Origin of the sequence: Faecalibacterium prausnitzii (genome assembly GCF_003287405.1) — a bacterium.
In the GTDB taxonomy this organism is placed as follows: Bacteria; Bacillota; Clostridia; order Oscillospirales; family Ruminococcaceae; genus Faecalibacterium; species Faecalibacterium intestinale.
In genome coordinates this window covers 168,240-189,889 of record NZ_PRLD01000005.1, presented here as the reverse complement: position 1 = coordinate 189,889, position 21,650 = coordinate 168,240, and the positions used below count along the sequence as shown (strand labels likewise).

General features: G+C 54.3%; 23 protein-coding genes, 1 tRNA gene and 2 pseudogenes. 19 read left to right on the top strand and 7 right to left on the bottom strand.

All coding sequences use genetic code 11. The features are described 5' to 3' along the window. The first annotated feature begins 195 nt into the window (after positions 1 to 195). The 3 genes from C4N24_RS07105 to C4N24_RS07095 all read left to right on the top strand — a co-directional run bounded on the left by C4N24_RS07105 (position 196) and on the right by C4N24_RS07095 (position 1,534). On the top strand, positions 196 to 513 hold the full coding sequence (locus tag C4N24_RS07105; protein WP_112090864.1) for a double zinc ribbon domain-containing protein: 318 nt from the start codon (positions 196 to 198) through the stop codon (positions 511 to 513). 32 nt (positions 514 to 545) lie between these two features. Further along, positions 546 to 1,055, top strand: a complete 510-nt coding sequence (locus tag C4N24_RS07100; protein WP_097791373.1) for a hypothetical protein — start codon at positions 546 to 548, stop codon at positions 1,053 to 1,055. A 68-nt stretch (positions 1,056 to 1,123) separates the two neighbouring features. Then, complete coding sequence (locus C4N24_RS07095; protein WP_242960575.1) at positions 1,124 to 1,534, top strand: hypothetical protein; 411 nt, start codon at positions 1,124 to 1,126, stop codon at positions 1,532 to 1,534. Positions 1,535 to 1,608: 74 nt separating this feature from the next. Here C4N24_RS07095 and C4N24_RS15640 read toward each other — a convergent pair. After that, a pseudogene (locus tag C4N24_RS15640) lies at positions 1,609 to 1,797 on the bottom strand (DUF6061 family protein); the annotation flags it as partial. Between the two features lie 149 nt (positions 1,798 to 1,946). Here C4N24_RS15640 and C4N24_RS07085 point away from each other — a divergent pair. From C4N24_RS07085 to C4N24_RS07065, 6 genes are all read left to right on the top strand, one after another. Next, positions 1,947 to 2,195: a hypothetical protein gene (locus C4N24_RS07085; protein WP_097791371.1), complete on the top strand. Its 249-nt coding sequence runs from the start codon at positions 1,947 to 1,949 to the stop codon at positions 2,193 to 2,195. Positions 2,196 to 2,253: 58 nt separating this feature from the next. Continuing rightward, positions 2,254 to 2,685 (top strand): hypothetical protein, encoded by a 432-nt coding sequence (locus C4N24_RS15155; RefSeq protein ID WP_143405465.1) that lies wholly within the window; start codon positions 2,254 to 2,256, stop codon positions 2,683 to 2,685. 111 nt (positions 2,686 to 2,796) lie between these two features. Beyond that, complete coding sequence (locus C4N24_RS07080; RefSeq protein ID WP_035393314.1) at positions 2,797 to 3,102, top strand: type II toxin-antitoxin system RelB/DinJ family antitoxin; 306 nt, start codon at positions 2,797 to 2,799, stop codon at positions 3,100 to 3,102. Further along, positions 3,099 to 3,419: a type II toxin-antitoxin system RelE/ParE family toxin gene (locus tag C4N24_RS07075; RefSeq protein WP_112090862.1), complete on the top strand. Its 321-nt coding sequence runs from the start codon at positions 3,099 to 3,101 to the stop codon at positions 3,417 to 3,419. The genes C4N24_RS07080 and C4N24_RS07075 overlap by 4 nt, the downstream gene beginning before the upstream one ends. 12 nt (positions 3,420 to 3,431) lie before the next feature. Continuing rightward, positions 3,432 to 5,009 (top strand): recombinase family protein, encoded by a 1,578-nt coding sequence (locus C4N24_RS07070; RefSeq protein ID WP_112090861.1) that lies wholly within the window; start codon positions 3,432 to 3,434, stop codon positions 5,007 to 5,009. Positions 5,010 to 5,075: 66 nt separating this feature from the next. Then, the gene (locus C4N24_RS07065; RefSeq protein ID WP_112090860.1) at positions 5,076 to 5,987 is read left to right on the top strand and encodes a LysR family transcriptional regulator; all 912 of its coding nucleotides are present in this window, start codon (positions 5,076 to 5,078) and stop codon (positions 5,985 to 5,987) included. 220 nt (positions 5,988 to 6,207) lie between these two features. Here C4N24_RS07065 and C4N24_RS07060 read toward each other — a convergent pair whose 3' ends face one another. Then, entirely contained in the window at positions 6,208 to 6,999 is a 792-nt protein-coding gene (locus tag C4N24_RS07060) for a YoaK family protein (RefSeq protein WP_112090859.1), read from the bottom strand. A 182-nt stretch (positions 7,000 to 7,181) separates the two neighbouring features. Here C4N24_RS07060 and C4N24_RS07055 point away from each other — a divergent pair, with 182 nt between their 5' ends. The 3 genes from C4N24_RS07055 (at position 7,182) to pyrB (ending at position 10,023) form a co-directional block, all read left to right on the top strand. Then, positions 7,182 to 7,592 carry a NifB/NifX family molybdenum-iron cluster-binding protein gene (locus C4N24_RS07055; RefSeq protein ID WP_112090858.1) on the top strand — a complete coding sequence of 137 codons (411 nt, stop codon included), beginning with the start codon at positions 7,182 to 7,184 and terminating at the stop codon, positions 7,590 to 7,592. 185 nt (positions 7,593 to 7,777) lie between these two features. Next, on the top strand, positions 7,778 to 9,079 hold the full coding sequence (locus C4N24_RS07050) for an adenylosuccinate synthase (RefSeq protein ID WP_112090857.1): 1,302 nt from the start codon (positions 7,778 to 7,780) through the stop codon (positions 9,077 to 9,079). Next, the gene (gene pyrB / locus C4N24_RS07045) at positions 9,070 to 10,023 is read left to right on the top strand and encodes an aspartate carbamoyltransferase (protein ID WP_112090856.1); all 954 of its coding nucleotides are present in this window, start codon (positions 9,070 to 9,072) and stop codon (positions 10,021 to 10,023) included. The genes C4N24_RS07050 and pyrB overlap by 10 nt, the downstream gene beginning before the upstream one ends. 67 nt (positions 10,024 to 10,090) lie before the next feature. Here pyrB and C4N24_RS07040 read toward each other — a convergent pair whose 3' ends face one another. The 4 genes from C4N24_RS07040 to C4N24_RS07030 all read right to left on the bottom strand — a co-directional run bounded on the left by C4N24_RS07040 (position 10,091) and on the right by C4N24_RS07030 (position 14,334). Then, a complete protein-coding gene (locus C4N24_RS07040) occupies positions 10,091 to 10,972 on the bottom strand; it encodes an aldose epimerase (RefSeq protein WP_112090855.1) in 882 nt (293 codons plus the stop codon). 43 nt (positions 10,973 to 11,015) lie between these two features. Continuing rightward, positions 11,016 to 11,168 carry a hypothetical protein gene (locus C4N24_RS15340; protein ID WP_181573063.1) on the bottom strand — a complete coding sequence of 51 codons (153 nt, stop codon included), beginning with the start codon at positions 11,166 to 11,168 and terminating at the stop codon, positions 11,016 to 11,018. Between the two features lie 76 nt (positions 11,169 to 11,244). After that, positions 11,245 to 12,735: a UxaA family hydrolase gene (locus C4N24_RS07035; RefSeq protein WP_112090854.1), complete on the bottom strand. Its 1,491-nt coding sequence runs from the start codon at positions 12,733 to 12,735 to the stop codon at positions 11,245 to 11,247. 84 nt (positions 12,736 to 12,819) lie between these two features. Beyond that, positions 12,820 to 14,334, bottom strand: a complete 1,515-nt coding sequence (locus C4N24_RS07030; protein ID WP_112090853.1) for a tagaturonate reductase — start codon at positions 14,332 to 14,334, stop codon at positions 12,820 to 12,822. A 322-nt stretch (positions 14,335 to 14,656) separates the two neighbouring features. Between C4N24_RS07030 and uxaC the strand changes: the two genes are divergently transcribed. From uxaC to C4N24_RS07015, 3 genes are all read left to right on the top strand, one after another. Next, positions 14,657 to 16,090 carry a glucuronate isomerase gene (gene uxaC, locus C4N24_RS07025; protein ID WP_112090852.1) on the top strand — a complete coding sequence of 478 codons (1,434 nt, stop codon included), beginning with the start codon at positions 14,657 to 14,659 and terminating at the stop codon, positions 16,088 to 16,090. Between the two features lie 248 nt (positions 16,091 to 16,338). Next, complete coding sequence (locus C4N24_RS07020; protein WP_112090851.1) at positions 16,339 to 17,223, top strand: YitT family protein; 885 nt, start codon at positions 16,339 to 16,341, stop codon at positions 17,221 to 17,223. A 72-nt stretch (positions 17,224 to 17,295) separates the two neighbouring features. Next, positions 17,296 to 17,371: transfer RNA gene (locus C4N24_RS07015), tRNA-Pro, on the top strand. Between the two features lie 278 nt (positions 17,372 to 17,649). On the opposite strand, the pseudogene C4N24_RS07010 reads toward C4N24_RS07015, so the two are convergent. Beyond that, a pseudogene (locus C4N24_RS07010) lies at positions 17,650 to 17,811 on the bottom strand (DUF6061 family protein); the annotation flags it as partial. Positions 17,812 to 18,038: 227 nt separating this feature from the next. On the opposite strand from C4N24_RS07010, the gene C4N24_RS07005 reads away from it, so the two are divergent. Genes C4N24_RS07005 through C4N24_RS06990 form a run of 4 tightly spaced genes read left to right on the top strand, consistent with a single transcriptional unit; the run spans position 18,039 to position 21,453 of the window. After that, complete coding sequence (locus tag C4N24_RS07005) at positions 18,039 to 18,581, top strand: RNA polymerase sigma factor (protein ID WP_242983210.1); 543 nt, start codon at positions 18,039 to 18,041, stop codon at positions 18,579 to 18,581. After that, positions 18,578 to 19,309, top strand: a complete 732-nt coding sequence (locus C4N24_RS07000; RefSeq protein ID WP_112090848.1) for a hypothetical protein — start codon at positions 18,578 to 18,580, stop codon at positions 19,307 to 19,309. Before C4N24_RS07005 ends, C4N24_RS07000 begins: the two co-directional genes overlap by 4 nt. Positions 19,310 to 19,321: 12 nt before the next feature. Then, positions 19,322 to 20,203, top strand: coding sequence for an ABC transporter ATP-binding protein (locus C4N24_RS06995; protein WP_112090847.1), 882 nt, complete (start codon positions 19,322 to 19,324; stop codon positions 20,201 to 20,203). After that, the gene (locus C4N24_RS06990) at positions 20,200 to 21,453 is read left to right on the top strand and encodes an ABC transporter permease subunit (protein ID WP_112090846.1); all 1,254 of its coding nucleotides are present in this window, start codon (positions 20,200 to 20,202) and stop codon (positions 21,451 to 21,453) included. Before C4N24_RS06995 ends, C4N24_RS06990 begins: the two co-directional genes overlap by 4 nt. The last annotated feature ends 197 nt before the right edge of the window (positions 21,454 to 21,650 follow it).

The window sequence follows — 21,650 nt, the reverse complement described above, 5'->3', positions numbered from 1 at the left end:
AATGTCAGCGAAGCCGAATTTCACAATCTTCAGCAAATTGTCTTGTGCGAAAATCAGAAAGTTTCCATTGAGAAAAACTTGCAAGTACGATACTACTGGTTCTGATGATATGTGCAACTGCTGCATTTGTATGGTTCACTTTTTGGTTTGACTGAATGATTTTGGCGTTTTGAATATTAAAGGATTGTATGTAAAATGACTTGCAAAAATTGTGGTTATGAAAACAAGCTGGGTGTTCAATATTGCCAACGGTGTGGTCAATACATTGAGCCTAAACGAACATTGGCACAAGAAGTAAAATCGTGGGATTTTAGAAGTCTCGCTGGTGTTGGCCGTAGAGATGTGAATATTGCGCCGCTGTTTACTGCATCACCCGTTCAAACTCCAGCAAAAGCACACCAAACGCCCTCGCCTGTTGAACCGATGCCAGACGGAAGATGGTATTGCCCGGACTGCGGAACATTAAATGCTTCTTCTGAACGTTTTTGCAAAAACTGTGGAAAAGTCCGATAAATGTGAAGAAAAACATGGAAGGAGGAAACCGTATGAAAAAGAAGGCTATAATAGTTCTTTGCCTTGCGCTGGTATTTACATTGATTGGCTGTGGAAATAATGCTCAAAGTTCAGATGAGCACAATGCAGAATACGAAGAAGGCTATACCGCTGGCTACGAGGCCGGGTATCATGACGGAGAAGAGCAAGCAACCGGAAATGAAAAACATTTTGCACGGTTTTCGGGTTCTTTTACGGCCACTGTTGAGCAGATCTTGCCCGATTACTATGCACTGCCGGGAAAAACGGTTGCGGTTGTTCACTTCTTTCAGGACAGACCATTTTTGCTTCATTTCCAGAAAGACTTAACTGGTGAACTTATTGAAGGAACAGCTTATGTGTTTGAGTTTGAGACTTTTGAAGTTGAACTTCCAGACGATGAAGAAAATCCAAATATTTCAGATTATATGTATTCAATAAATGTTACCAGTTATAGAGTTGCAGAAGATGACGAACTCGGATTGGAAGGCAAGATGCCAACTGTCGAAATAGTATCGAAGTAAGCAGACAAGCTGTTTTATAATGAAACGCAAAGATGGCAGTACACATTGGAATAGGATTCAAAAGCCGTATGAAGAACACAGCATCAAAAAAGAAAACTTGTCTCGGATTTTTGCTGATCGTATTTTTAGCATATGTGGTGTGCTATCTTCTTTCTCAAACAGTGTTTCATGAAGTCTACTTGTTTGAATGGACAGCAGCCCATTATTATTTGTGTTTATGGGTTGCATCTGTTACTTTCTGTTTTCTGGAAATGTATAGAGCAGCTCTTATCACAACAGCTGGAAACTGGACAGGAATTTTGATCGGACAAGTGTTGGGCGATTTTATTATCAAAATAAACGCCACAAAAATCACGCCGGATATGTATATAGGAAAAATATGGCAGCTCAAGGCACACTACGGAGTTTTGATTTGGCTACTCGTTTTCCTACTTTCGTTTATTATCGGAATGCTTGTTGAAAAGAAAAATCATTGTTAAAATGCGTAGTTAATAATAGACAGCCATCTATTTGCAAGTCGCAAGTAGATGGCTGTCGGTTTTATCTGTATATTCTAATTAAAGGTCAATCCTCTAAATCTGCCATGGTCACAGCTGAGTGAGAGATAATGCTCAATCTCACCACCCAGCACAAGCTGAGCATACTCCAAGGGCTTGTTGTAGAGCAGCCAGTCCAGTTCCGCCCGCTGCGTTGGAGTATTGCCGTATTCGTCCTCAATAGCGATGCAGATAAACAAAACTGTGATTATGCAACAAATTTTCCATGAATTTATGTGCAGCTATACGATTTTGAAAAATTTTGTAGACAAACGAAATAAATTGGGCTTAAATTTCGTTATTCCAGTAAGAAACGCAAGAGATTTCTTTTAGAGTGTATATAGGAGATCCTTTTATGCTAGAGCAGTTTTTCAAATCGCAAGTCGCAACCGTTTCTGATCCCTACCAAGGCAGTCGCATCACGGATGCGTTGGCGGCTGCGGGAATCAAGTTCTATTGCAAAACTAAAGATGTCAATCGGCGTAATACGTTCGATCAGGCAAGAATTGGAACTCTAGGTATAAAACCAAAGTATATCACAGAGATATTTGTAGACAAAGAAAATGCAGATATGGCACTGCATATTGTACACACGCTAAAGTAAAGTCTGCGATATCATAGTTCTTACAGCGTGATATGTTTTCAGTTGACTGGAGAAAAACATGAAAAGAATTTGCATTGGACTTTTGACCGCACTAGGGTGTATTGCTGTAGCTACGGCGTTGATTGTTCGGCCATTTAGCAAAAAATCCATCCAGTCTTATGTACTGCGAAATCAGGATGAGCTGACAAACTATGCGCGGAAAGTGATAGAAGAACATCCAATGGGACCGCTAGAGTGGAATGGATGGAAAGTATATTATTACGCAGATGATATGGTGGAATTTTGTACAGGCTCTTTCGGGCTCATTCCGAGTACTACATATAAGGGCTTTTACTATTCTGAAGATGATGAACCACATGGCTTTCAAGATGTTCCGGTTGAGTTTGTAAAAAGTGGAAATGGATGGTCGTGGGCAGAATCAGAAGGTGATAATACACAATATACTGAACGAATTGCAGCACATTGGTATTGGTATGAAGCAAAATTTTAGAAGTCGGAGAACCTGAAGTTATGTTGTGCAATATGGAGAAATTTAATTATAAGTTTGGGAGTTGTTGATTTGCAACGCAAAATACGTTACAATAAGGCCGAGGTGATAACCATGGAAAAAACGATGACACTCAATCTTCGTGTCAACCCCACCGTTAAGCAGCAAGCCGAGGATGTGTTGAAGCAGCTCGGCATCCCGATGGCAACAGCCATTGATATGTACCTGCGCCAGATCACCCTGACTGGCGGCATCCCCTTCTCGCTGTCCCTGCCGAAGGCTCCTGCGGCTCTGAACGCTGACACCATGACCGATGACCAGCTCCATGCAGCCTTGCAGGTGGGTATTAAGGAGATTCAGAACGGTGATACCGTGGATGCCGCAAGCGCATTCGCACAGTTCAGGGAACAGCACAGATGAAGCAGTATGACGTAAAAATTTCCCATGCAGCCCTCAGTGATATGGAGCAGATTTACAGCTACATTGCGGACCGTCTGCTGGAGCCTGACACGGCTATGGGGCAGTACAACCGCATTGCAGAAGCCATCCAGTCGCTGAACATCCTGCCGGAACGCTGTGCGCTGGTGGAAAGCGAGCCGGAACGCACCCAAGGGCTGCGGCAGATGCTGGTGGACAACTACTCGGTGTTCTACATTGTGGGCGAGGATACCGTGTCGGTGGCTCGTGTGCTGTATAGTGCATCCGACCTTGTCCGCCGCCTGCGGAGAATGAAGTAAGGAGGTGCAGCCATGACTGCCGTGATTTACGCCCGCTATTCCAGCGATAATCAGCGCGAAGAATCCATCGAAGGCCAGATTCGTGAATGTACGGCCTACGCCGAAAAGAACGGCATCACTGTGGTCAAACACTACATTGACCGTGCCCTTTCCGCCAAAACCGATAACCGCCCGGACTTCCAGCAGATGATCAAGGACAGCGAGAAACGGTTATTTGACATTGTGCTGGTCTGGAAACTTGACCGCTTTGCCCGAAACCGCTACGATTCTGCACATTATGAGTACCAGTTGGAGCGCAATCATGTCAAGCTGGTATCTGCCACGGAGCCCATTTCGGACAGCCCTGCGGGTATCATGGTCAAGAGTATGCTCACCGGCATGGCTGAATACTACTCGGCAGAACTTTCTGAAAAAGTTGTGCGCGGCATGACCGAGAATGTTCTGAAGGGAAAGTACAACGGCGGCACGATTCCCATTGGTTTTAAGGTGGACGAGGAGAAGTTCTTTCAAATTGACCCGCTGAAAGCCCCCTTTGTGGTAGAAGCCTTCCAACGTTACAACGATGGCGCGACCATGAAAGAACTGATGAACTGGCTGAACGACAGTGGTGTGACCACCAACCGCAACCAGAAGTTCACCTACAACAGTGTTCAGACGCTGCTGACGAACAAACGGTACATCGGAGAAAACCGCTTCAAGGATATCGTAATGCCGGACAGCATCCCGGCCATCGTGGACAAGGACTTGTTTGAAGAAGTGCAGCAAAAAATCAAGAAGAACAGCCGCGCTCCTGCCCGCCACAAGGCCGAGGATGATTATTTGCTCACCACCAAGCTGTTCTGCGGAATGTGCGGCGCGATGATGTTCGGCGAGTGCGGTACGGGTAGAAACAAGGTCGTTCATCATTATTATAAGTGCGCCACCGCGAAGCGTTTCAAGACCTGCAAGAAAAAGACCGTCCGTAAAGAGTGGCTGGAAGATTTGGTCATAGCTGAAACCATGAAGCTGATTCAGGACGATGCCGTGATTGATGCCATCGTTGCGGAAGTGATGGAGTTGCAGGATCAGGAAAACACCACGCTTCCTTTGCTGGAAAAGCAGATGCGCGAGGTAGAGAACGGCATTGAGAATATGCTGAACGCCATCCAAGCAGGTGTGCTGACCAACTCCACCAAATCGCGTTTGGAAAAGCTGGAAGCTCAGCAGAAAGAACTTGCGATTCGGATTGCCGAAGAAAAAATCGCTCGGCCACGGTTGAGCGAAAATCAAGTTCGGTTCTGGCTGACCCGGTTCCGCAAACTCGACCCGAATGTGAAAAGCCACCGGGAAACGCTTATCAACACGTTCGTGAACGCCGTTTATCTCTATGATGAAAAAGTTTTGATTACATTCAACTACAAAGACGGCACAAAAACCATCACTTTCGATGAAATCGCCGCCAAAGATGCCCCAGAGGGCAATGGTTCGGATTTAGGTTGCTTCGCTCCACCAAAAAACCTCAGCGTATGCAAGTACGCTGAGGGTTTTGTTTTCCCCGGCCTTTCCCTCTCCCGCAAAAAACACTTGCATTTCCGGCACATCGTGTTATGATACAAATCAGAAAAAGTCGTATAAAGTCATCAGGCGATATTGAAACGGAAAGAAGGCGCTGCACCCATGTATGTGGACTGGGAATACTACAAGATCTTTTACTATGTGGCAAAATACCAGAACTTTACCCGCGCGGCGCGGGTGCTGGGCAATAACCAGCCCAACATCACCCACGCCATGAACCGGCTGGAAAGCCAGCTGAACTGCGTGCTGTTCATCCGCTCCAACCGGGGCGTCACCTTAACGCCGGAGGGGGAGCTGCTGTACTCCCGCATTGCATCGGCGGCGGTACAGATCCAAGATGCAGAAGAAGAGCTGAGCGCCAGCGCCACGCTGGAGCACGGTGCCATCAGCATCAGCGCCACCGAGACCGCTTTGAACATCTACCTGTCCGAAAAGCTGCGCGCCTTCCATACCGAGTACCTGGGCATCCGGCTGCGCATCTCCAACCACTCCACCCCGCAGGCGGTGCAGGCAGTGCGCAACGGCGAGGTGGATTTTGCCATCATAACCACCCCCGCAGAGGTGGAAAACGGGCTGAAAATGGTGGAGCTGATGCCCTTTTACGAAGTTCTTGTGGGCGGCAGGACCTTTACGGCGCTGGCCAGCCAGACTTTGAGCCTGAAAGAGCTGGCCGGTTATCCCCTGATCTGTCTGAACGAAGAGAGCATGACCCGCAGCTTTTACCGGCAGTTCTTTCTGGAGCACGACGCGGTGCTGAAACCGGACACCGAAGCCGCCACCACCGACCAGATGCTCACGCTGGTCAAAAGCGAGCTGGGACTGGCCTTTATGCCGGAGCCTATGGCAGCACCCCTGCTGGCAAGCGGGGAGCTGGTGCAGCTGCACTTGCAGGAGATCATCCCCTCCCGCTCCATCTGCCTTGTCTACGACCATCACCGCCCGCTGAACACTGCCGCCCGCAAGTTCCAGCAGCTGCTGACCAAAGCCGGTGCACGGGGTGCAGCGCACAAATAATACCAATACAGCAAGGGGCTGCTGCAAACGATCAGCATCCTCGCCCTCTCAGTCAAAGCCTGTCGGCTTTGCCAGCTCCCCCAAAGTGGGAGCCCTTGGCAGTCCACGCAGACTTCATCTCTTTGCCAAAGCCTCTCCCTTTGGGAGAGGTGGATGCGAACAAAGTGAGCAGACGGAGAGGGCGAGCACGCTAAAAGTGTTTGCAGCAGCCCCTTTTCTCTTATTTTTTTACGCTCTGCTTCAGCTCCCGCTGTTCTTCCTGCAGTTCCCGCTTCAGGGTGCGGTCGATCTCCCGCGTCTCCTGCCGGATGGCGGTCAGATCCTTTTCGATGACCGGGTTTTCCTCCAGTTCCTCCCGGATGAACATCAGCGCAAAGCTGACCAGCAAAAAGCAACAGGAGATCCAGATGGCTCTGCCGCCCAGCTGCGCCGCGCTTTTACTGCCCAGCCCAGCCCCCAGCGCGAACAGCAGGATGATGCCGAAGTACCGCACCATCCGGTCCTTTGCGTGGGGCTCGTGGGTCTTGCGCCAGATGCAGAAGGCTTCTACGCCGCTGCGCAGGTCTCCGATGCACATGGTGCTGGCAAAGGCATAGCCGTCCACCTTGCGGAAAGCCTGCACCTGCATGGCGCAGGAAAAGGAAACGATGGCGTTTGCCAGCAGGTTCTGCGATTGCGGCAGAAAGCCCACCGCAAACAGCAGCAGCACCTCGCCCAGCACCACCAGCTGCCGCCAGTGCAGCCGCTGCATTGCCTGAAACTGCTCCCGCATTTTTTCTGCGACCAGCACCCCCAGCGCAAAAGCGCACAGGGGCACCAGATAGTGCAGCACCTTATCCCACCGGCCATCCATGATGTTGGCGCTCAGCAGCACGATATTGCCGGTCTGGGCATTGGCAAACACCTTGCCCCGGAACAGATAGGTATAGGCGTCCTGCAGGCCGCCGGACAGCGAAAGGAACACTGCCGTAAGAAAGGACTCGGACATTTGCCCGTGATGCTTTGTTTTCATACTTTTACCCTCTTTTCGGGCTCTATTATAATACATTTTACGGCAGTTTCTGATATCACTTTTACATACCGGCCATGTTTACCGCCCCAAAAGGCGCAAAAAGCGCGGGTGCCCTTCCCTATTTCGCCGCAATCTGTTAGAATAGGGAAAGAGAATATTGCATACAGGAAGGAGCTCTTATTATGAAGATCGCAATTCCTTATGAAAACGGTCAGGTGTTCCAGCACTTCGGCCACTCCGCGCAGTTCAAGCTTTACACCGCCGAGGAGGGCCGCATCACCGGTGCTGAGGTGGTCTCTACCGACGGGCAGGGGCACGGTGCACTGGTGGGCTTTCTGGTGCGCAGCGGCGTGAACGTGCTGCTGTGCGGCGGCATTGGCGGCGGGGCACAGATGGCACTGGCACAGGCCGGCATCCGTCTGTGCGGCGGCATCACCGGTAATGCTGACAGCGCTGCGGCGGCTTATCTTGCCGGCACACTGGTCTTTGACCCCAACGCCCGCTGCACCCACCACGATCACGAAGAGAGCCACAGCTGCGGCGCTCACGCCTGCCACGCCGGCAAGGGCGGCTGCACCGGCAGCTGCCACTGAGCAATACTTTTTTATGGCACAGCCGGATCTGCGGGTCCGGCTGTGCTCTTTTTATGTGCAGCATACAAAAAACATATCGTGACTATATGCAGGATACTTTTTACACATTCTCTTTTTCCTCGTATAATAGGCAAAGCGGTCTGAGACCGCACAAGGGAATTTATAGAAGAAGGTTATGAAGTATTATGCTTACCGCTGTTACTGGAATTAACTGGGGCGATGAGGGCAAGGGCCGCGTCATCGACCTGTTGGCTGAAAATGCCGATGTCGTGGCGCGCTATCAGGGCGGCGACAACGCCGGACACACTGTGGTGACGGAGCAGGGCAAATTTATCCTGAATCTGCTGCCCTCCGGCATCCTGCACCCGGAAGTGACCTGTGTGCTGGGCGCAGGCATGGTCATTGATCTGGATCACCTGTCCCGAGAGATCGATGCCATCGAGGAGCGCGGCGTGAAGGTCGACCCGGAAAACCTGAAGCTTTCCGATAAAGCCACCATCTCTATGCCGTGGCACAAGGTGCAGGACGGGCTGGAAGAAGATCGTCTTGCCCAGAAGGGCCGTGCGTTCGGTTCTACCCGCCGGGGCATTGCCTACGCCTACAGCGACAAGTACCGCAAAAAGACCCTGCGTCTGGGCGACCTTTTGCATCTGGACGAAGAGCGCGTCCAGAACCGCCTGCACGTGATTTTGGAATCCAAAAATCTGGAGCTTGCAGGCTGCTACCATCAGGAGCCCATGAGCTACGATGCTCTGCTGGAGTGGTGCCGGATGCAGGCCGGACAGTTTGCACCCTTCATCTGTGACGCGGGTGCCTTTTTGCAGCAGGCGCACGACAGCGGCAAGCGCATCGTGCTGGAAGCACAGCTGGGCGCAATGCGGGATATCGACTACGGCATCTTCCCGTTCACTTCCAGTTCCAACACGCTGGCAGCATACGCGCCGCTGGGTGCAGGCATCCCCAACTGCAGGCTTGACCATGTGGTGGGCGTGCTGAAAGCCTATTCCACCTGTGTGGGTGCAGGCCCCTTTGCGGCAGAAAATGCCATGGGCGAAGCTTGGAACGAGCAGCTGCGCAAGGCCGGCGGCGAGTACGGCGCTGCCACCGGACGTCCCCGCCGGGTAGGTCCCTTTGACTGCGTGGCAAGCCGGTACGGTCTGTCCTGTCAGGGTGCGGACAAGATCGCCCTGACCAAGCTGGACGTGCTGAGCAGCATGAAGGAGATCCCGGTCATCACCGGTTACAAGCTGGACGGCGTTGAAGTCCCCCGCTTCGACCCGCTGTCCGACCTTGACCGGGTGCAGCCGGTGGTCACCCTGCTGCCGGGCTGGAACAAGGATATCTCCGGCTGCAAAAGCTGGGACGCGCTGCCCAAGGCCGCAAAGCAGTATGTGGAGTTTCTGGAAAAGCAGCTGGGGCACGAGATCCAGTTCGTTTCCACCGGTGCCGAGCGCGAGAAGTTCGTGCTGAAAGGAGAATGGCTGTGAGACACTTTATTGAACCCAACAGCTTTTCTCTGGCTGAGCAGCTGGCACTGCTCGACCTTGCCGACCGGATGGAAGCTGACCCCGCGCCTTACGCCCACCTGTGCGATGGCCGCATTCTGGCTACCCTGTTCTACGAGCCCAGCACCCGCACCCGCCTTTCCTTCGAGTCTGCCATGCTGCGGCTGGGCGGTAAGACGCTGGGCTTTGCAGGGGCGCAGCTTTCCAGCGCAAGCAAGGGCGAGACGGTGGCCGACACCGCCCGCGTGGTAAGCAACTATGCCGACATCATTGCCATGCGCCACCCCAAGGAGGGTGCGCCGCTGCGCGCCTCCCAGTGTGCCCGCGTGCCGGTGATCAATGCCGGTGACGGCGGCCACGCACATCCCTCCCAGACCATGATCGACCTGATGACCATCCGCCAGCGCAAGGGGCGGCTGGATCATCTGACCATCGGCTTCTGCGGCGACCTGAAATTCGGCCGGACGGTGCACTCCCTCACCGCCGCGCTGAGCCAGTTCGAAGGCAACCGGTTCGTGTTCATCTCGCCGGAGGAGCTGCGCATCCCGCAGTACCTCAAGGACGAGACTCTGACCCCGCTGCACCAGACCTACAAGGAGACCGCCGATCTGGAAGCCGAGCTGCCCGGGCTGGATGTGCTGTACATGACCCGCATCCAGCAGGAGCGCTTTTTCAATGAGGAGGACTATCTGCGGCTGAAGGGCTGCTACCAGCTGGACGCAAAAACGCTGGCACTGGCAAAGCCCGACACCCCGGTGCTCCATCCCCTGCCCCGCATCGATGAGATCAAGCCGGAGATCGACAGCGACCCCCGCGCCGCCTATTTTGATCAGGTGCACAACGGCGTGTATATTCGCATGGCGATCATACTGGCGCTGCTGGGCATTGCCGACCCCATCACCGGCAAAAAGGTGCTGGAAGCATAAAGGAGCAGTATACAAAAACGGGCTGCCGTGCAGACATTGCACGGCAGCCCGTTTTATGTTTTATACCTTATGCCTTCTCGATGGTGATGCTCCACTCGCTGGTCATGGCCTCGTCCGGCTCCAGCACCTCGTGCTTGCCTTCCTCGTTCACGCTGTTTGCCCAGCCGTTCCAAGGCTCCATGCAGACAAAGCTCTCGGCATCCTGCTGCCACAGCACGCCGTTTTCAAAGGTCTCGTCCGCGTCCACGGTCACCTTGTGGCCGTTGCCCTTGTCGGTAAAGGTCATGGGGAACTGCACACCGGTCAGCAGACGGATGGTGTTGTCTGCACCCTCCTTGCGGGTGAGGGTGATCTTTTCCGGGGCGGCAGGCTGCTCGCCCTTGGCGTTCTCGGAGCAGGTGGCGCACTTGATGTCAAACTCCACGTTCTCCAGCTTGGAGGCGGTAAAGTAGGGGTGGTAGCCAAAGCTGAAGGGCATATCGGTGTTGCCCTCGTTGATGACGGTCAGGCTGACCAGAGCCTTGTTGCCCTCCAGATTATAGTTGAGCAGCAGGGTGAAATCGAACGGGTAGAGGAACTTGGTCAGCGGGGTGGACTCCAGTGCCAGCGTCACGCCGTCCGGGCCAACGCTTTCCACTTCCCACGCGCACAGGTCGGCAAAGCCGTGGGTCTCCATGGGATAAGCCTTGCCGTCAAAGATGTGCACGCCGTTATCCGGGTTGCCGCAGCTGGGGAACAGCACCGGCACGCCAAAGCGGGGACGGTTGCACTCCGAGAAATTGGGGCGGCGGGTCCAGACGAACTCCTCGCCGTCCAGCGTAAAGCTGGTGATCATACCGCCGCGCTCCGGGGTGATGGTGAGGGCGGTCTTTGCCTCGGGGTCGGTGATGACGTACTGCTCGTAGCAGGCGCCGTTCTCGGTGATGTACCGGGTGGTGATCTGATTCATAAATAAAAGCCTCCTATTATTGCCGCCGGGTCGCCCCGGCGGGTCATTTTTCTTGCTCGGTCTGCCGTGCATCCAGCTTTTTGAAGTAGTAATCGATACCGTAGCGGATAAAATATTTGATCAATCGTACTACACCATAAATGATAGCCGCATAAAGCAGCAGTGTCAACAGCAGCACTCCATTTGCGCCCAACATTTCATACACTTCCTTTCTTTTTATGCACAAAAAGGCCGCCGTACCGCTTTTTGCCGTACAGCAGCCCTTTTTTCAGTTACAGAACCACGCCGTCCTTGAAGATGGAGATCTCGCGGAAGCCGTGCTTTTCCGCCTTGGTCTGCTCGCCGCTGGCCACGCGGATGACCAGATCCAGCAGATCCTTTGCAGCCTCGTCGATGGTCTTTTCACCGTCTGCGATGACACCGGTGTTGAAATCGATCCAGCCGCCCTTCTTCTCTGCCAGCGGGGTGTTGGTGGAGATCTTCAGGGTGGGAGCCGGAGCGGAGAACGGGGTGCCGCGGCCGGTGGAGAACAGGATCAGGTGTGCGCCTGCTGCCGTCATGGCGGTGGCAGAAACCAGATCGTTGCCGGGGCCGTAGAGCATATTCAAGCCCTTGGTCACCACGGGGTCGCCGTAGCCGATGACGTCCATGATGGGGGCAGTGCCGCCCTTCTGCACGCAGCCGCAGCTCTTATCCTCCAGCGTAGTGATGCCGCCGGCCTTGTTGCCCGGAGAGGGGTTATCGTACACCACCTCGTTGTGGCTGATGAAGTAATCCTTGAAGCCGTTGATCATGTGCTCGGCCTTGACGAATACCTCCTTGTTGATGCAGCGATCCATCAGGAAGCCCTCTGCACCGAACATCTCGGGCACCTCGGTCAGCACGGTAGAGCCGCCGCGCTGACCCATCATGTCGGAGAAGCGGCCGATGGTGGGGTTGGCGGTAATGCCGGACAGACCGTCCGAGCCGCCGCACTTCATGCCCACCACCAGCTCAGACACGGGGATGGGCTGGCGCTCAAACTGCCCGGCATAGGCAGCCAGTTCCTTCAGGATATCGCGGGCGGCGGCAAACTCGTCCTCCACGTCCTGACAGGTCAGGAACTTGACGCGGTCGTGGTCGTACTCGCCCAGCTCTTCCACGAACTGATCGTGCTGCAGGTTCTCGCAGCCCAGATGCAGCACCAGAACGGCAGCGGCATTGGGGTGGCGCACCAGCGCAGCCAGCAGCTTGCGGGTCTGTGCGTGGTCGTGGCCGGTCTGGCTGCAGCCGAAGGGATGGGTGAAGGTGTACAGACCCTCGATGGAACCGGTGACCAGATCCTGATTGTCGGCTACCATCTTCTTAGCGATATCGTTCACGCAGCCCACAGTGGGGATGATCCAGATCTCGTTGCGGATGGCGGCGCGGCCGTCCTTGCGGCGGAAGCCCATAAAGGTCTCCGGCTCCGCCTTGGGCAGCGGAGCCAGATCCGGGGCGGGGTTATAGCTGTACTCCACCTCGCCGGACAGGTTGGTGTGCACGTTGTGGGTGTGCATCCAGGTGCCGGGGGCGGCGTCTGCGGTGGCGTGACCGATGGGGAAACCGTATTTGATGACGTTCTCGCCGTTCTTAATGGGCTTGACTGCCATCTTGTGACCCTGCGGGATATCCTCCAGTGCGGTGACGGCAAGGCCGTCCACCTCCACCAGCGTGCCCTTGGCAATGGGGTGCAGGGCAACGACCACATTGTCGATGGGGCTGATATGAATTGCCTGCGGCATAGTTGTTCTCCTTATCGTATCGCACAAAAGGGCTGCTGCCCAAAGCAGCAGCCCTTTGTTGTGCGGGTAGGTCGATTTTTCAGCTTACAGGCAGCTCTTGTAAGCAGCCTCGGCACCCTGAGTGCGGATCATTTCCAGATCTGCCAGCACAGCGGCCTCCAGACCCTCGATCTTGGTCAGATCCTGATCCCACATCTGGGTGTTGGTCAGCACAGCGTGCACCAGCTGGGCAGCGGTGTCGTCCTTGTGTGCATAGTAGAAGTCCAGAGCCCATGCATCGTCCTGGATCTTGTAGGTGTTGCCTGCGGGGCGCTTGCAGATCAGACCATCAGCGGTGCGCTCCTGAATGTCGTTGGAGTAGAAGGCGATGTAAGCAGCCAGAGACATGGTCAGGCACTTGGGCAGCTGCTTCTGCTCCTCGATATAAGCCAGGAAGGAGGGCATATTGCGGGCCTTCCACTTGGAGGTGGAGTTCAGGGAGATGCTCATCAGCTCGTGGTTGACGAAGGGGTTGTTGAAGCGGTCCTCAACAGCAGAGGCAAAGTCCTCCAGATCCTTCTTGTCCAGCGGCAGGGTGGGGATGATCTCCTCGTGCAGCATCTTGTTCATAAAGCCGCGCACGGTATCGTTGTGCATACAGTCGCGGACGATATCAAAGCCTGCCAGATAAGCGCCCAGCACAAAGCCGGTGTGTGCGCCGTTCAGGATGCGGACCTTGCGCTTCTTGTAGGGGGTAACGTCAGGCACGACCATAACGTTGACGCCGGCCTTCTTGAACGGCAGCTTGTCCTCCAGACCTGCGGGGCCCTCGATGACCCAGACGCCGAACACTTCGCCCACGTCCAGCACGGTATCGTGGTAGCCGTTGGCTTCTTCCAGAGCAGCCAGCTCCTGCGGGTCACGGATGCGGCCCGGAACGATGCGGTCCACCAGCGTGGAGCAGAAGGTGTTGGCAGTGTTCATCCAGTCGATGAAGGCGGGCTCCAGATCCCAATCCTTAGCGTAGTTGTTGCAGCACTTCTGCAGCTCCTTGCCGTTGTTGTCGATCAGCTCGCAGCTCAGGATGACCAGACCCTTATCGGCAGCGCCGTTGAAGGCCTTGTAGCGCTCGAACAGCACGCGGGTCAGCTTTGCAGGGAAGCTGTTGGGGGGAACCTGATCGAACTGGCTGTCGCCCTTGGTGTAGGCAATGCCGGCCTCGGTGGTGTTGGATACAACAGTCTCCAGATCCTCAGAGCGAGCCAGTGCCAGAACCTCGTCCCACTTGTTATCGATGTAGGGGCACACGCAGTCGGACACGCAGGAGATCACCCGCTTTGCGTCCACCTTCTGGCCCTTTTCACTGCCGCGCAGGTACAGGGTGTACAGACCCTCCTGCTCGTTGATCCAGTCTGCCATCTGGGGGAAGTTGCCGATGGGCTGCACCAGCTTGACCTTGCCGTTGTAGCCGGCCTTCTCGTTTGCAACATCGTAGAAGTAGTCCACGAAAGCGCGCAGGAAGTTGCCCTCGCCGAACTGCATCACCTTAACGGGAGCATCCTTCAGGATGTAGCCGTTGTAGCCAGTGCCTTCCAGAACCTTGTAGTTCAAAGTTTCCATCTTATTGATCTCCTTTATAAACTTGCTTTGCATGGCAGGCTCTCGTTTCCCCTGCCATCTTCTGCTCCTATTTTATGCTGTTGTATACAAAGAAGTCAAGTGTTTTGTGCAATGTTTTTAGTCCAAAAATGGCTATTTAGCGCATTTCCAGCGGTTTATACAATTCCAAGGGTGAAATTTTGGCAGTTTTTCAGTTGTATACATCGGCATTTTCCGGTATACTAAGGATAAGGCAGCCTGCCTGTTTAAAGCAGGTGCAATTCCATGCCCGTTTTTGTCTAAATTTTAACAAAATTTATCAGAGAAAAGGAGTTAAAATCCCATGAAAGCATTTATGGATAAGGACTTCATGCTCCAGTCTGCTACCGCACAGCATCTGTATCACGACTATGCAGCTGCTATGCCCATCTGCGACTATCACTGCCACATTCCTCCCCGCGAGATCTACGAGAACCGCCGCTTCGAGAACATCGCTCAGGTGTGGCTGGGCGGCCGCAACCCGGACGGCAGCTACTTCGGCGACCATTATAAGTGGCGTGTGATGCGCTCCAACGGCGTGCCCGAGGAGTACATCACCGGCGATAAGCCCGACCGCGAGCGCTTCCAGAAGTTTGCCGAGGCTCTGCCCATGGCCATTGGCAACCCGATGTACCACTGGACCAATCTGGAGCTGCACGTTTTCTTCGGCTACGACGGCGTGCTGAACGGCGACACCGCTGAGGAAGTGTGGAACCTGTGCAACGACAAGCTGCAGCACGATCCCAAGCTGACCGTCCGCGGCCTGATCGAGCAGAGCAACGTGGCCTTCATCGGCACCACCGATGACCCCATCGATGATCTGTACTGGCACCAGAAGATCAAGGAGGATTCCACCATCAAGTTCACCGTGGCTCCTTCCTTCCGTCCTGATAAGGCCATCAACATCAATAAGCCCGGCTTTGCTGAGTACATGGGCAAGCTGGCTGCCGTTGTGGGCAAGGAAAAGCTGGCCTGCATCGACTGCGTGACCGATGCCCTGACCAAGCGCATCGAGTTCTTTGCCGAGATGGGCTGCCGCGCTTCTGACCACGGTCTGGACTACATCCCCTTCCGTGCTGCCGACAAGGACGAAGTGAACGCCATCTACCAGAAGGTGATGAAGGGCGAGAGCTGCACCGTGGAAGAGGCTGAAAAGTACCAGACCTACATCCTGATCCATCTGGGCAAGCAGTACCACCGTCTGGGCATTGCCATGCAGATCCATTACAACTGCCTGCGCGGCGTGAACCGCAAGATGAACAGCCTGCTGGGTCCCGACACCGGCTTTGACATGATCAACACCGCCACCTGCGGCGGCGAGATCGCACAGCTGCTCAGCGCCCTGAACGACACCGACGAGTGCCCCAAGACCATCATCTACAGCCTGAACCCCGCCGACGACGCACAGATCGGCACCATTCTGGGCTGCTTCCAGAACAGCGAGGTGCCGGGCAAGATCCAGCACGGCTCCGCATGGTGGTTCAACGACCACAAGATCGGCATGGAAGAGCAGATGACCCGTCTGGCAAGCCTTGGCCTGCTGGGCAACTTTGTGGGTATGCTGACCGACAGCCGCAGCTTCCTGAGCTACACCCGTCACGATTACTTCCGCCGCATCCTGTGCAACATCATCGGCCAGTGGGTCGAGGACGGCGAGTATCCCAACGACGAGAAGGCTCTGGAGAAGATCGTCAAGGGCATCTGCTTCGACAACGCAAAGCGTTACTTCAATCTGTAAGCGCTTTCCCCTTTTCCTGAATTAGATCCTTCCGCGCCGCCCGCAGACAAAACTGTCTGCGGGCGGCGCTTTATTTTGCCCTTTTGCGCCCAAAGTGCACCGGATGTGTCGGTTTTTTGACCTTTCAGCGGCTATTTTCCGTCTTTTTCTACAACTTCTCCTTTATCCCTTGACTTCCTTGTACAAGGAGAGTATATTTTTGCATGGCATTCAGGCCAAATCGCTGTATTTTTTGATGGAGGAACCCCATGAACGGTTTAAAAGAAGCCTTCAGCCGCGAAAATCTGCTGAAGAATCTAAATTTCTTTGCCCTGCTGAACCTCGGCCTTGTGCTTACGGCAGTAGGCATCGTATATTTTAAAAATCCCAACCATTTCGCCTTCGGCGGCACCTCTGGTCTGTCCATCCTGCTGGCAGACCTGTTCCCCCGGATCAATGTGGGCGGCTTTATGTGGATCATCAACGTGGTGCTGGTGGTGCTGGGCTTTGTGTTTCTGGGCATCAAGTGCATGGGCTGGACGATCTACTCCTCCTTTGCGCTCTCCTTTTTCGTGTCCTGCTGCGAGTGGCTGTACCCTTCCGGCGTGTCCCTGAGCGGCGATGCCATGCTGGATCTGGTGTTTGCGGTGTTCCTGCCCGCATTGGGCGCGGCCATCGTGTTTGATATTGGCGCTTCTACCGGCGGCACCGACATCGTAGCACTGATCCTTGCCAAGTACACCTCCATGGAGATCGGCAAGGCGCTGATGGTCAGCGATATCCTCATCGTACTGGCTGCCGCCGTGCGGTTCGGCATGGGCACGGGTCTATACTGTATCCTTGGCCTGATCGGCAAATCCTTCGTGGTGGACGGTGCCATTGAAAACATCCGTCTGCGCAAGGTGTGCACCATCATGACCGCGAACCCGCAGCCCATTCTGGACTTCATCATCCACGACATGAACCGCTCTGCCACGGTGGAAAAGGCCTACGGCGCCTACACCCACCACGAGCTCAGCGTGCTGGTGACCGTACTCACCCGCCGTCAGGCTTTGCAGCTGCGCAACTTCCTGCGGGAGAACGACCCCCACAGCTTTATCACCATCGTCAACTCCAGCGAGATCATCGGTAAGGGCTTCCGCTCCTTCAACTGAGGATTTTGTATTGACGAACTGCACAAAAAACGATATACTATACTTTGGCGGTGCAGTTGTGCCGCCGGATGCCGGGGTGTTGCGCAGTTGGTAGCGCGCCTGCTTTGGGAGCAGGAGGCCGCGAGTTCGAGTCTCGCCACTCCGACCACAAGAAAAGCCACGATGAACCGTTTATAAATGCGGTTTTGTCGTGGCTTTATTTGTTGCTTTCTTTGGTGCATTCTTCCAGAATGCACCATATTTTTGCCTTGTTTTGGGCATAGACAGCTGTTAAAGGGGGGCTTACCACTCTTGACAAGACTTGATTGATACGCAAAGCAGTTTTTACTGGAACAGATCGAACGAAAATGCAAACAGTGCCCGCTCACCGTGGAGATTTGGCTCCATCGGTAGGCAGGCACTGTTTGCGTCAAATCATCAGATAGCTCAATCTTCCAGCCAGCCATGGTCACAGCCGAGGGAAAGATAATGCTCCGTCTCCCCTCTCAGTACCATCTGTGCATACTCCAAGGGCTTGTTGTATAGCAGCCAGTCCAGTTCTGCCCGCTGTGCCGGGGTGTTGCCGTACTCGTCCTTAATGGCAATGCACGCGAACTTTTGAGAACACGCCACTTTCGGCAGTGTGCAAGAAAAAGCAATGAAAACTTTGGCAAAAAGAGAGAGGGCTGGACGGTGCCAGCCCTCTTGACAAGGAAAAACACAAGGCTCTTTATTATAATAAAGCTATAAGAACATAATAAAGGCAATTATTTGAAATTTTTGAAAAAACAGAAATCATTTTGATGATATGGGACGTTTTAATAGACAGGAAGGGGGTGAACCGTATCCAGACAGAATTATTGCTGCGGAAAGTGCAGAGCGGAGATACGGGTGCGCTGGACACTCTGATTACAGCGTACTATCCACAAATTCTGAACTATTGCCGTTGGCATACAGCGGACGAGCAGCAGGCGCAGGATGCAGCACAGGAAACCTTTTTGAAAGCGGTGCGCTGGCTGGATTCCTGTGGTGGATTTCAGGGGGCATTCCGTCCCTTTCTGTACAAAATCGCAAAAAACATTTGCATCGATCTGAACCGTACGATGGAGCGGTCGGAGATATCGCTGGAAAGCTTGCCGGGCGAACCCGCCTATCAGGAAAGCGGCTTTGCTGCGGCAGAGGAGAAAGCAAACCTGCGAGCGCTGACGGCCCAGCTGGAGCCGGAACAGCGGGAACTGGTATTGCTGCGGTTCGCACAACAGCTTAAATTGCGGGAGATCGCGCAGATCACAGGTCTGCCCCTGCGCACAGTGCAGTCCCGCCTGCGTGCCGCATTGAAAACCTTGAAAATGCAATTGGAAAAGGAGGACTGGAGATGAATCGAGCCTTTGAAAAAGAACTGTCCAGAGCACTGGCGACAGAGCTTGACACAGCCGCACCGAAAACGCTGCTGCGCCGCTGCCGGGCGGAACATGTCGTAAAACAACGGAGTGATTGGCGTGATTTGCTGCACTGCCAGTTCAAATTGCTGGGCTGGAAGGTCTGGGCGCTGGAAGCAATGGCGGCACTGGCGTTGTACAGTGTGGGTCGGGAACTTGCCCTGTGGGAGAAGGCATGGACATTACGCAATGCACTGTTTGGTCTGAGCACACTTGCCATGCTGACAGCCCTGCTCGGTCTGCCGTTTTTATACCGGGCAAGTCAATATAAGATGCTTGAACTGGAACAAGCCACATATGCAGGAATCGGTCGTCCACTGGTGATGCGGTTTTTGCTGCTGCTGGCGGGGGAAACAATCCTGCTGGGAGTGCTGGTACTCAATGTGCGGGCAGCCGTGCCATGGAGCATCGGGCAACTGCTGGCGGTGTTGACCGTGCCATTTCTGGCCGCAAACAATGAGCTGCTTCTGCTGCTGCGCTGGGTGCGCCCGGAATGGATGATGACCGGGGCTGTACCACTGTTTGCAGGGCAGATGTGTTTGCTGCGGTTCGTGCAATTATCGGAACTGCCGAAAGGTCTGCCGCTGGCGGCGGGCGTGCTGGTACTCTGCATGGTGTTGCAGTGCATCCGGCTTGCCGCCCGGTCAGAATATATTGCAGAAGGCTGAAAGGAGCAAGCCATGGAACTGAAAATTCAGAATATTACAAAGCGATACCGGGATAAAACGGCGGTGGATGATGTGTCCATCACGCTCACGCCGGGTGTGTGGGGGCTGCTGGGGGCGAATGGTGCAGGCAAAACAACCTTAATGCGGATGCTGGCGGGCATTCTGCGGCCCAGCAGTGGCCGGATTTTGTGCGATGGGGTGGAGATTGGGACGCTTGGTGCGGCCTACCGGGAAAAGCTGGGGTATCTGCCGCAGGAATTCGGGTTTTACCCGGAATTCACGGTGCAGGACTATCTGGAATATATGGCGGCGCTCAAGGGTCTGCCGCGCACAGAGGCTGCCCGGCAGATCGACGCACTGCTGGAGCGGGTAAGCCTGACTGAGGTGCGCCGCAAAAAGATCATAAAGCTTTCCGGCGGTATGAAGCGCCGGGTTGGCATCGCACAGGCACTGCTCAACGACCCGGAAATTTTAATTCTAGATGAGCCCACGGCAGGGCTGGACCCCGGAGAACGGGTGCGCTTCCGTAATCTGCTGTCGGAGTTTGCGCAGGAGCGGATCGTTCTCATTTCAACGCATATCGTTTCGGATGTGGAATACATTGCGGCCGAAAATGCCGTGATGAAGGCTGGCAAAATCATTGCACAGGACACCACCGAAGGGCTGGTAAAGCAGATCGAAGCCAAGGTCTGGCAGGGAAATATCCCGATGGAACAGCTTGCCCGGTGGGAATACCGGCTGCGGGTGGTGAACCTGCGCAACGAGCCGGACGGAACGGTAACATTGCGGTATCTGGCGGATGCACCGCAGCTGCCGGACAGCGTCCCGGCACAGCCCCGGCTGGAAGATTTGTATCTGTGGCTTTTCCCAGAGGAAATGGAGGAAGCAAAATGAACCTGTATCGTTTGGAATTGAAACGTGTGTGCAAAACTCGTATGACAGCTATTCTGCTGGCCATTGCGCTGGTGCTGGCTGTGGTCATGGCATATCTGCCGGTGACCTTTATCGGCTGGACGGAACTGGATGCCAGCGGAAACAAAGTAAGTTACACGGGTCTGAAAGCAATCCGGAAACGGCAGGAGCAGCAGGTATCCGGTACCATCACGCCGGATGTCATGCAGGAAGCACTGGAAGCCTATCAGCGGGTGTACCGGCAGTATGATGCAAGCTCCATCAACGATATCCCGGTCGAGGTATTTTATAAAGAACTTGCCCGGTATCAGCCTCTTGTGAACAACGCAAAGGAAGCCTTTGCCGACCCGAAAACCGGCATGGCACCGGGCGTGATGGGGCTGACCGCAGAGGATATGCAGAACTTTTACAGCCAGCTCCCCAAACGGCTGGAATCGGTGATCTGGCTGGAACAAGACGGAAAGCCCGGCTATGAGCAGGCGCAGGCCATTGCACAGAAAAAGTTCGATGCTGTACAAAAACCGTTCACCTATTCATTTGGGGTCAGTTCAGACGCAATGGATTACCAGACCCTGTTGAGCTTGCTGCTCACCCTGCTGTGCGCGGTGATTGCAGCCCCGGTGTTTGCATCGGATGCACAGACCGGGGCTCAGGACATCCAACTGTGCACAAAAAACGGCGGTCTGCGGCTAGCAGCGGCAAAGCTAGCGGCGGCGTTTAGTATCACAGGGGCGGCGTATCTGCTCTGCGGCGTGGTGTGGATCCTGGTCACGAATGCTCTATTTGGCTGGGAAAGTACCCAAACTTCCGTGCAATGGCTGTTTTCTGTGACCAGCCTGCCGCCGTATACCGTTGGCCAGATGGAGTGGGTCATGCTGGTGGCAAACTTCCTGATCTTCTTTGCGGAGGTGGCCTTTGTGCTGATGGCATCCGTATGGGCCAAGAACAACCTGACCGCTTTGTCTGTGGCGCTGATCAGTGTGGTGGCACCGCTGATTGTTTATATGGTCGTGCCGGGCTCCTTTGGAGAATGGCTGTCCACCCTGATTCCGGCAGGGGGCATTGGGCTTTCCAATGCATTGCTGTATAAAATGATCAGCTTTGATTTTCTCTATGCAGGCGGGTATGCCTTCTTTCAGGCAGATGTACTGCTGGCATCGGCACCGATCAAGATCGTTCTGCTCGTTGGATTGGCAGCATGGGGGTATCTGCGAAAGACCAAGGTGGCTTAAAAGGAAACGCTACTGAAAAAAGTTCATCGGATGAACTTTTTTGTAACATTCTTTCCACAACTTTCTCGTATTATCTTTCAATAATAAGCACAAAGGCAGGCACACCATGTTTCCACAGTGTACCTGCCTTTTTCGTCTTTACGGGTTCGGTGTCCCTACTACACCAATCCACCTATTCGATTCTTACACCACACCGC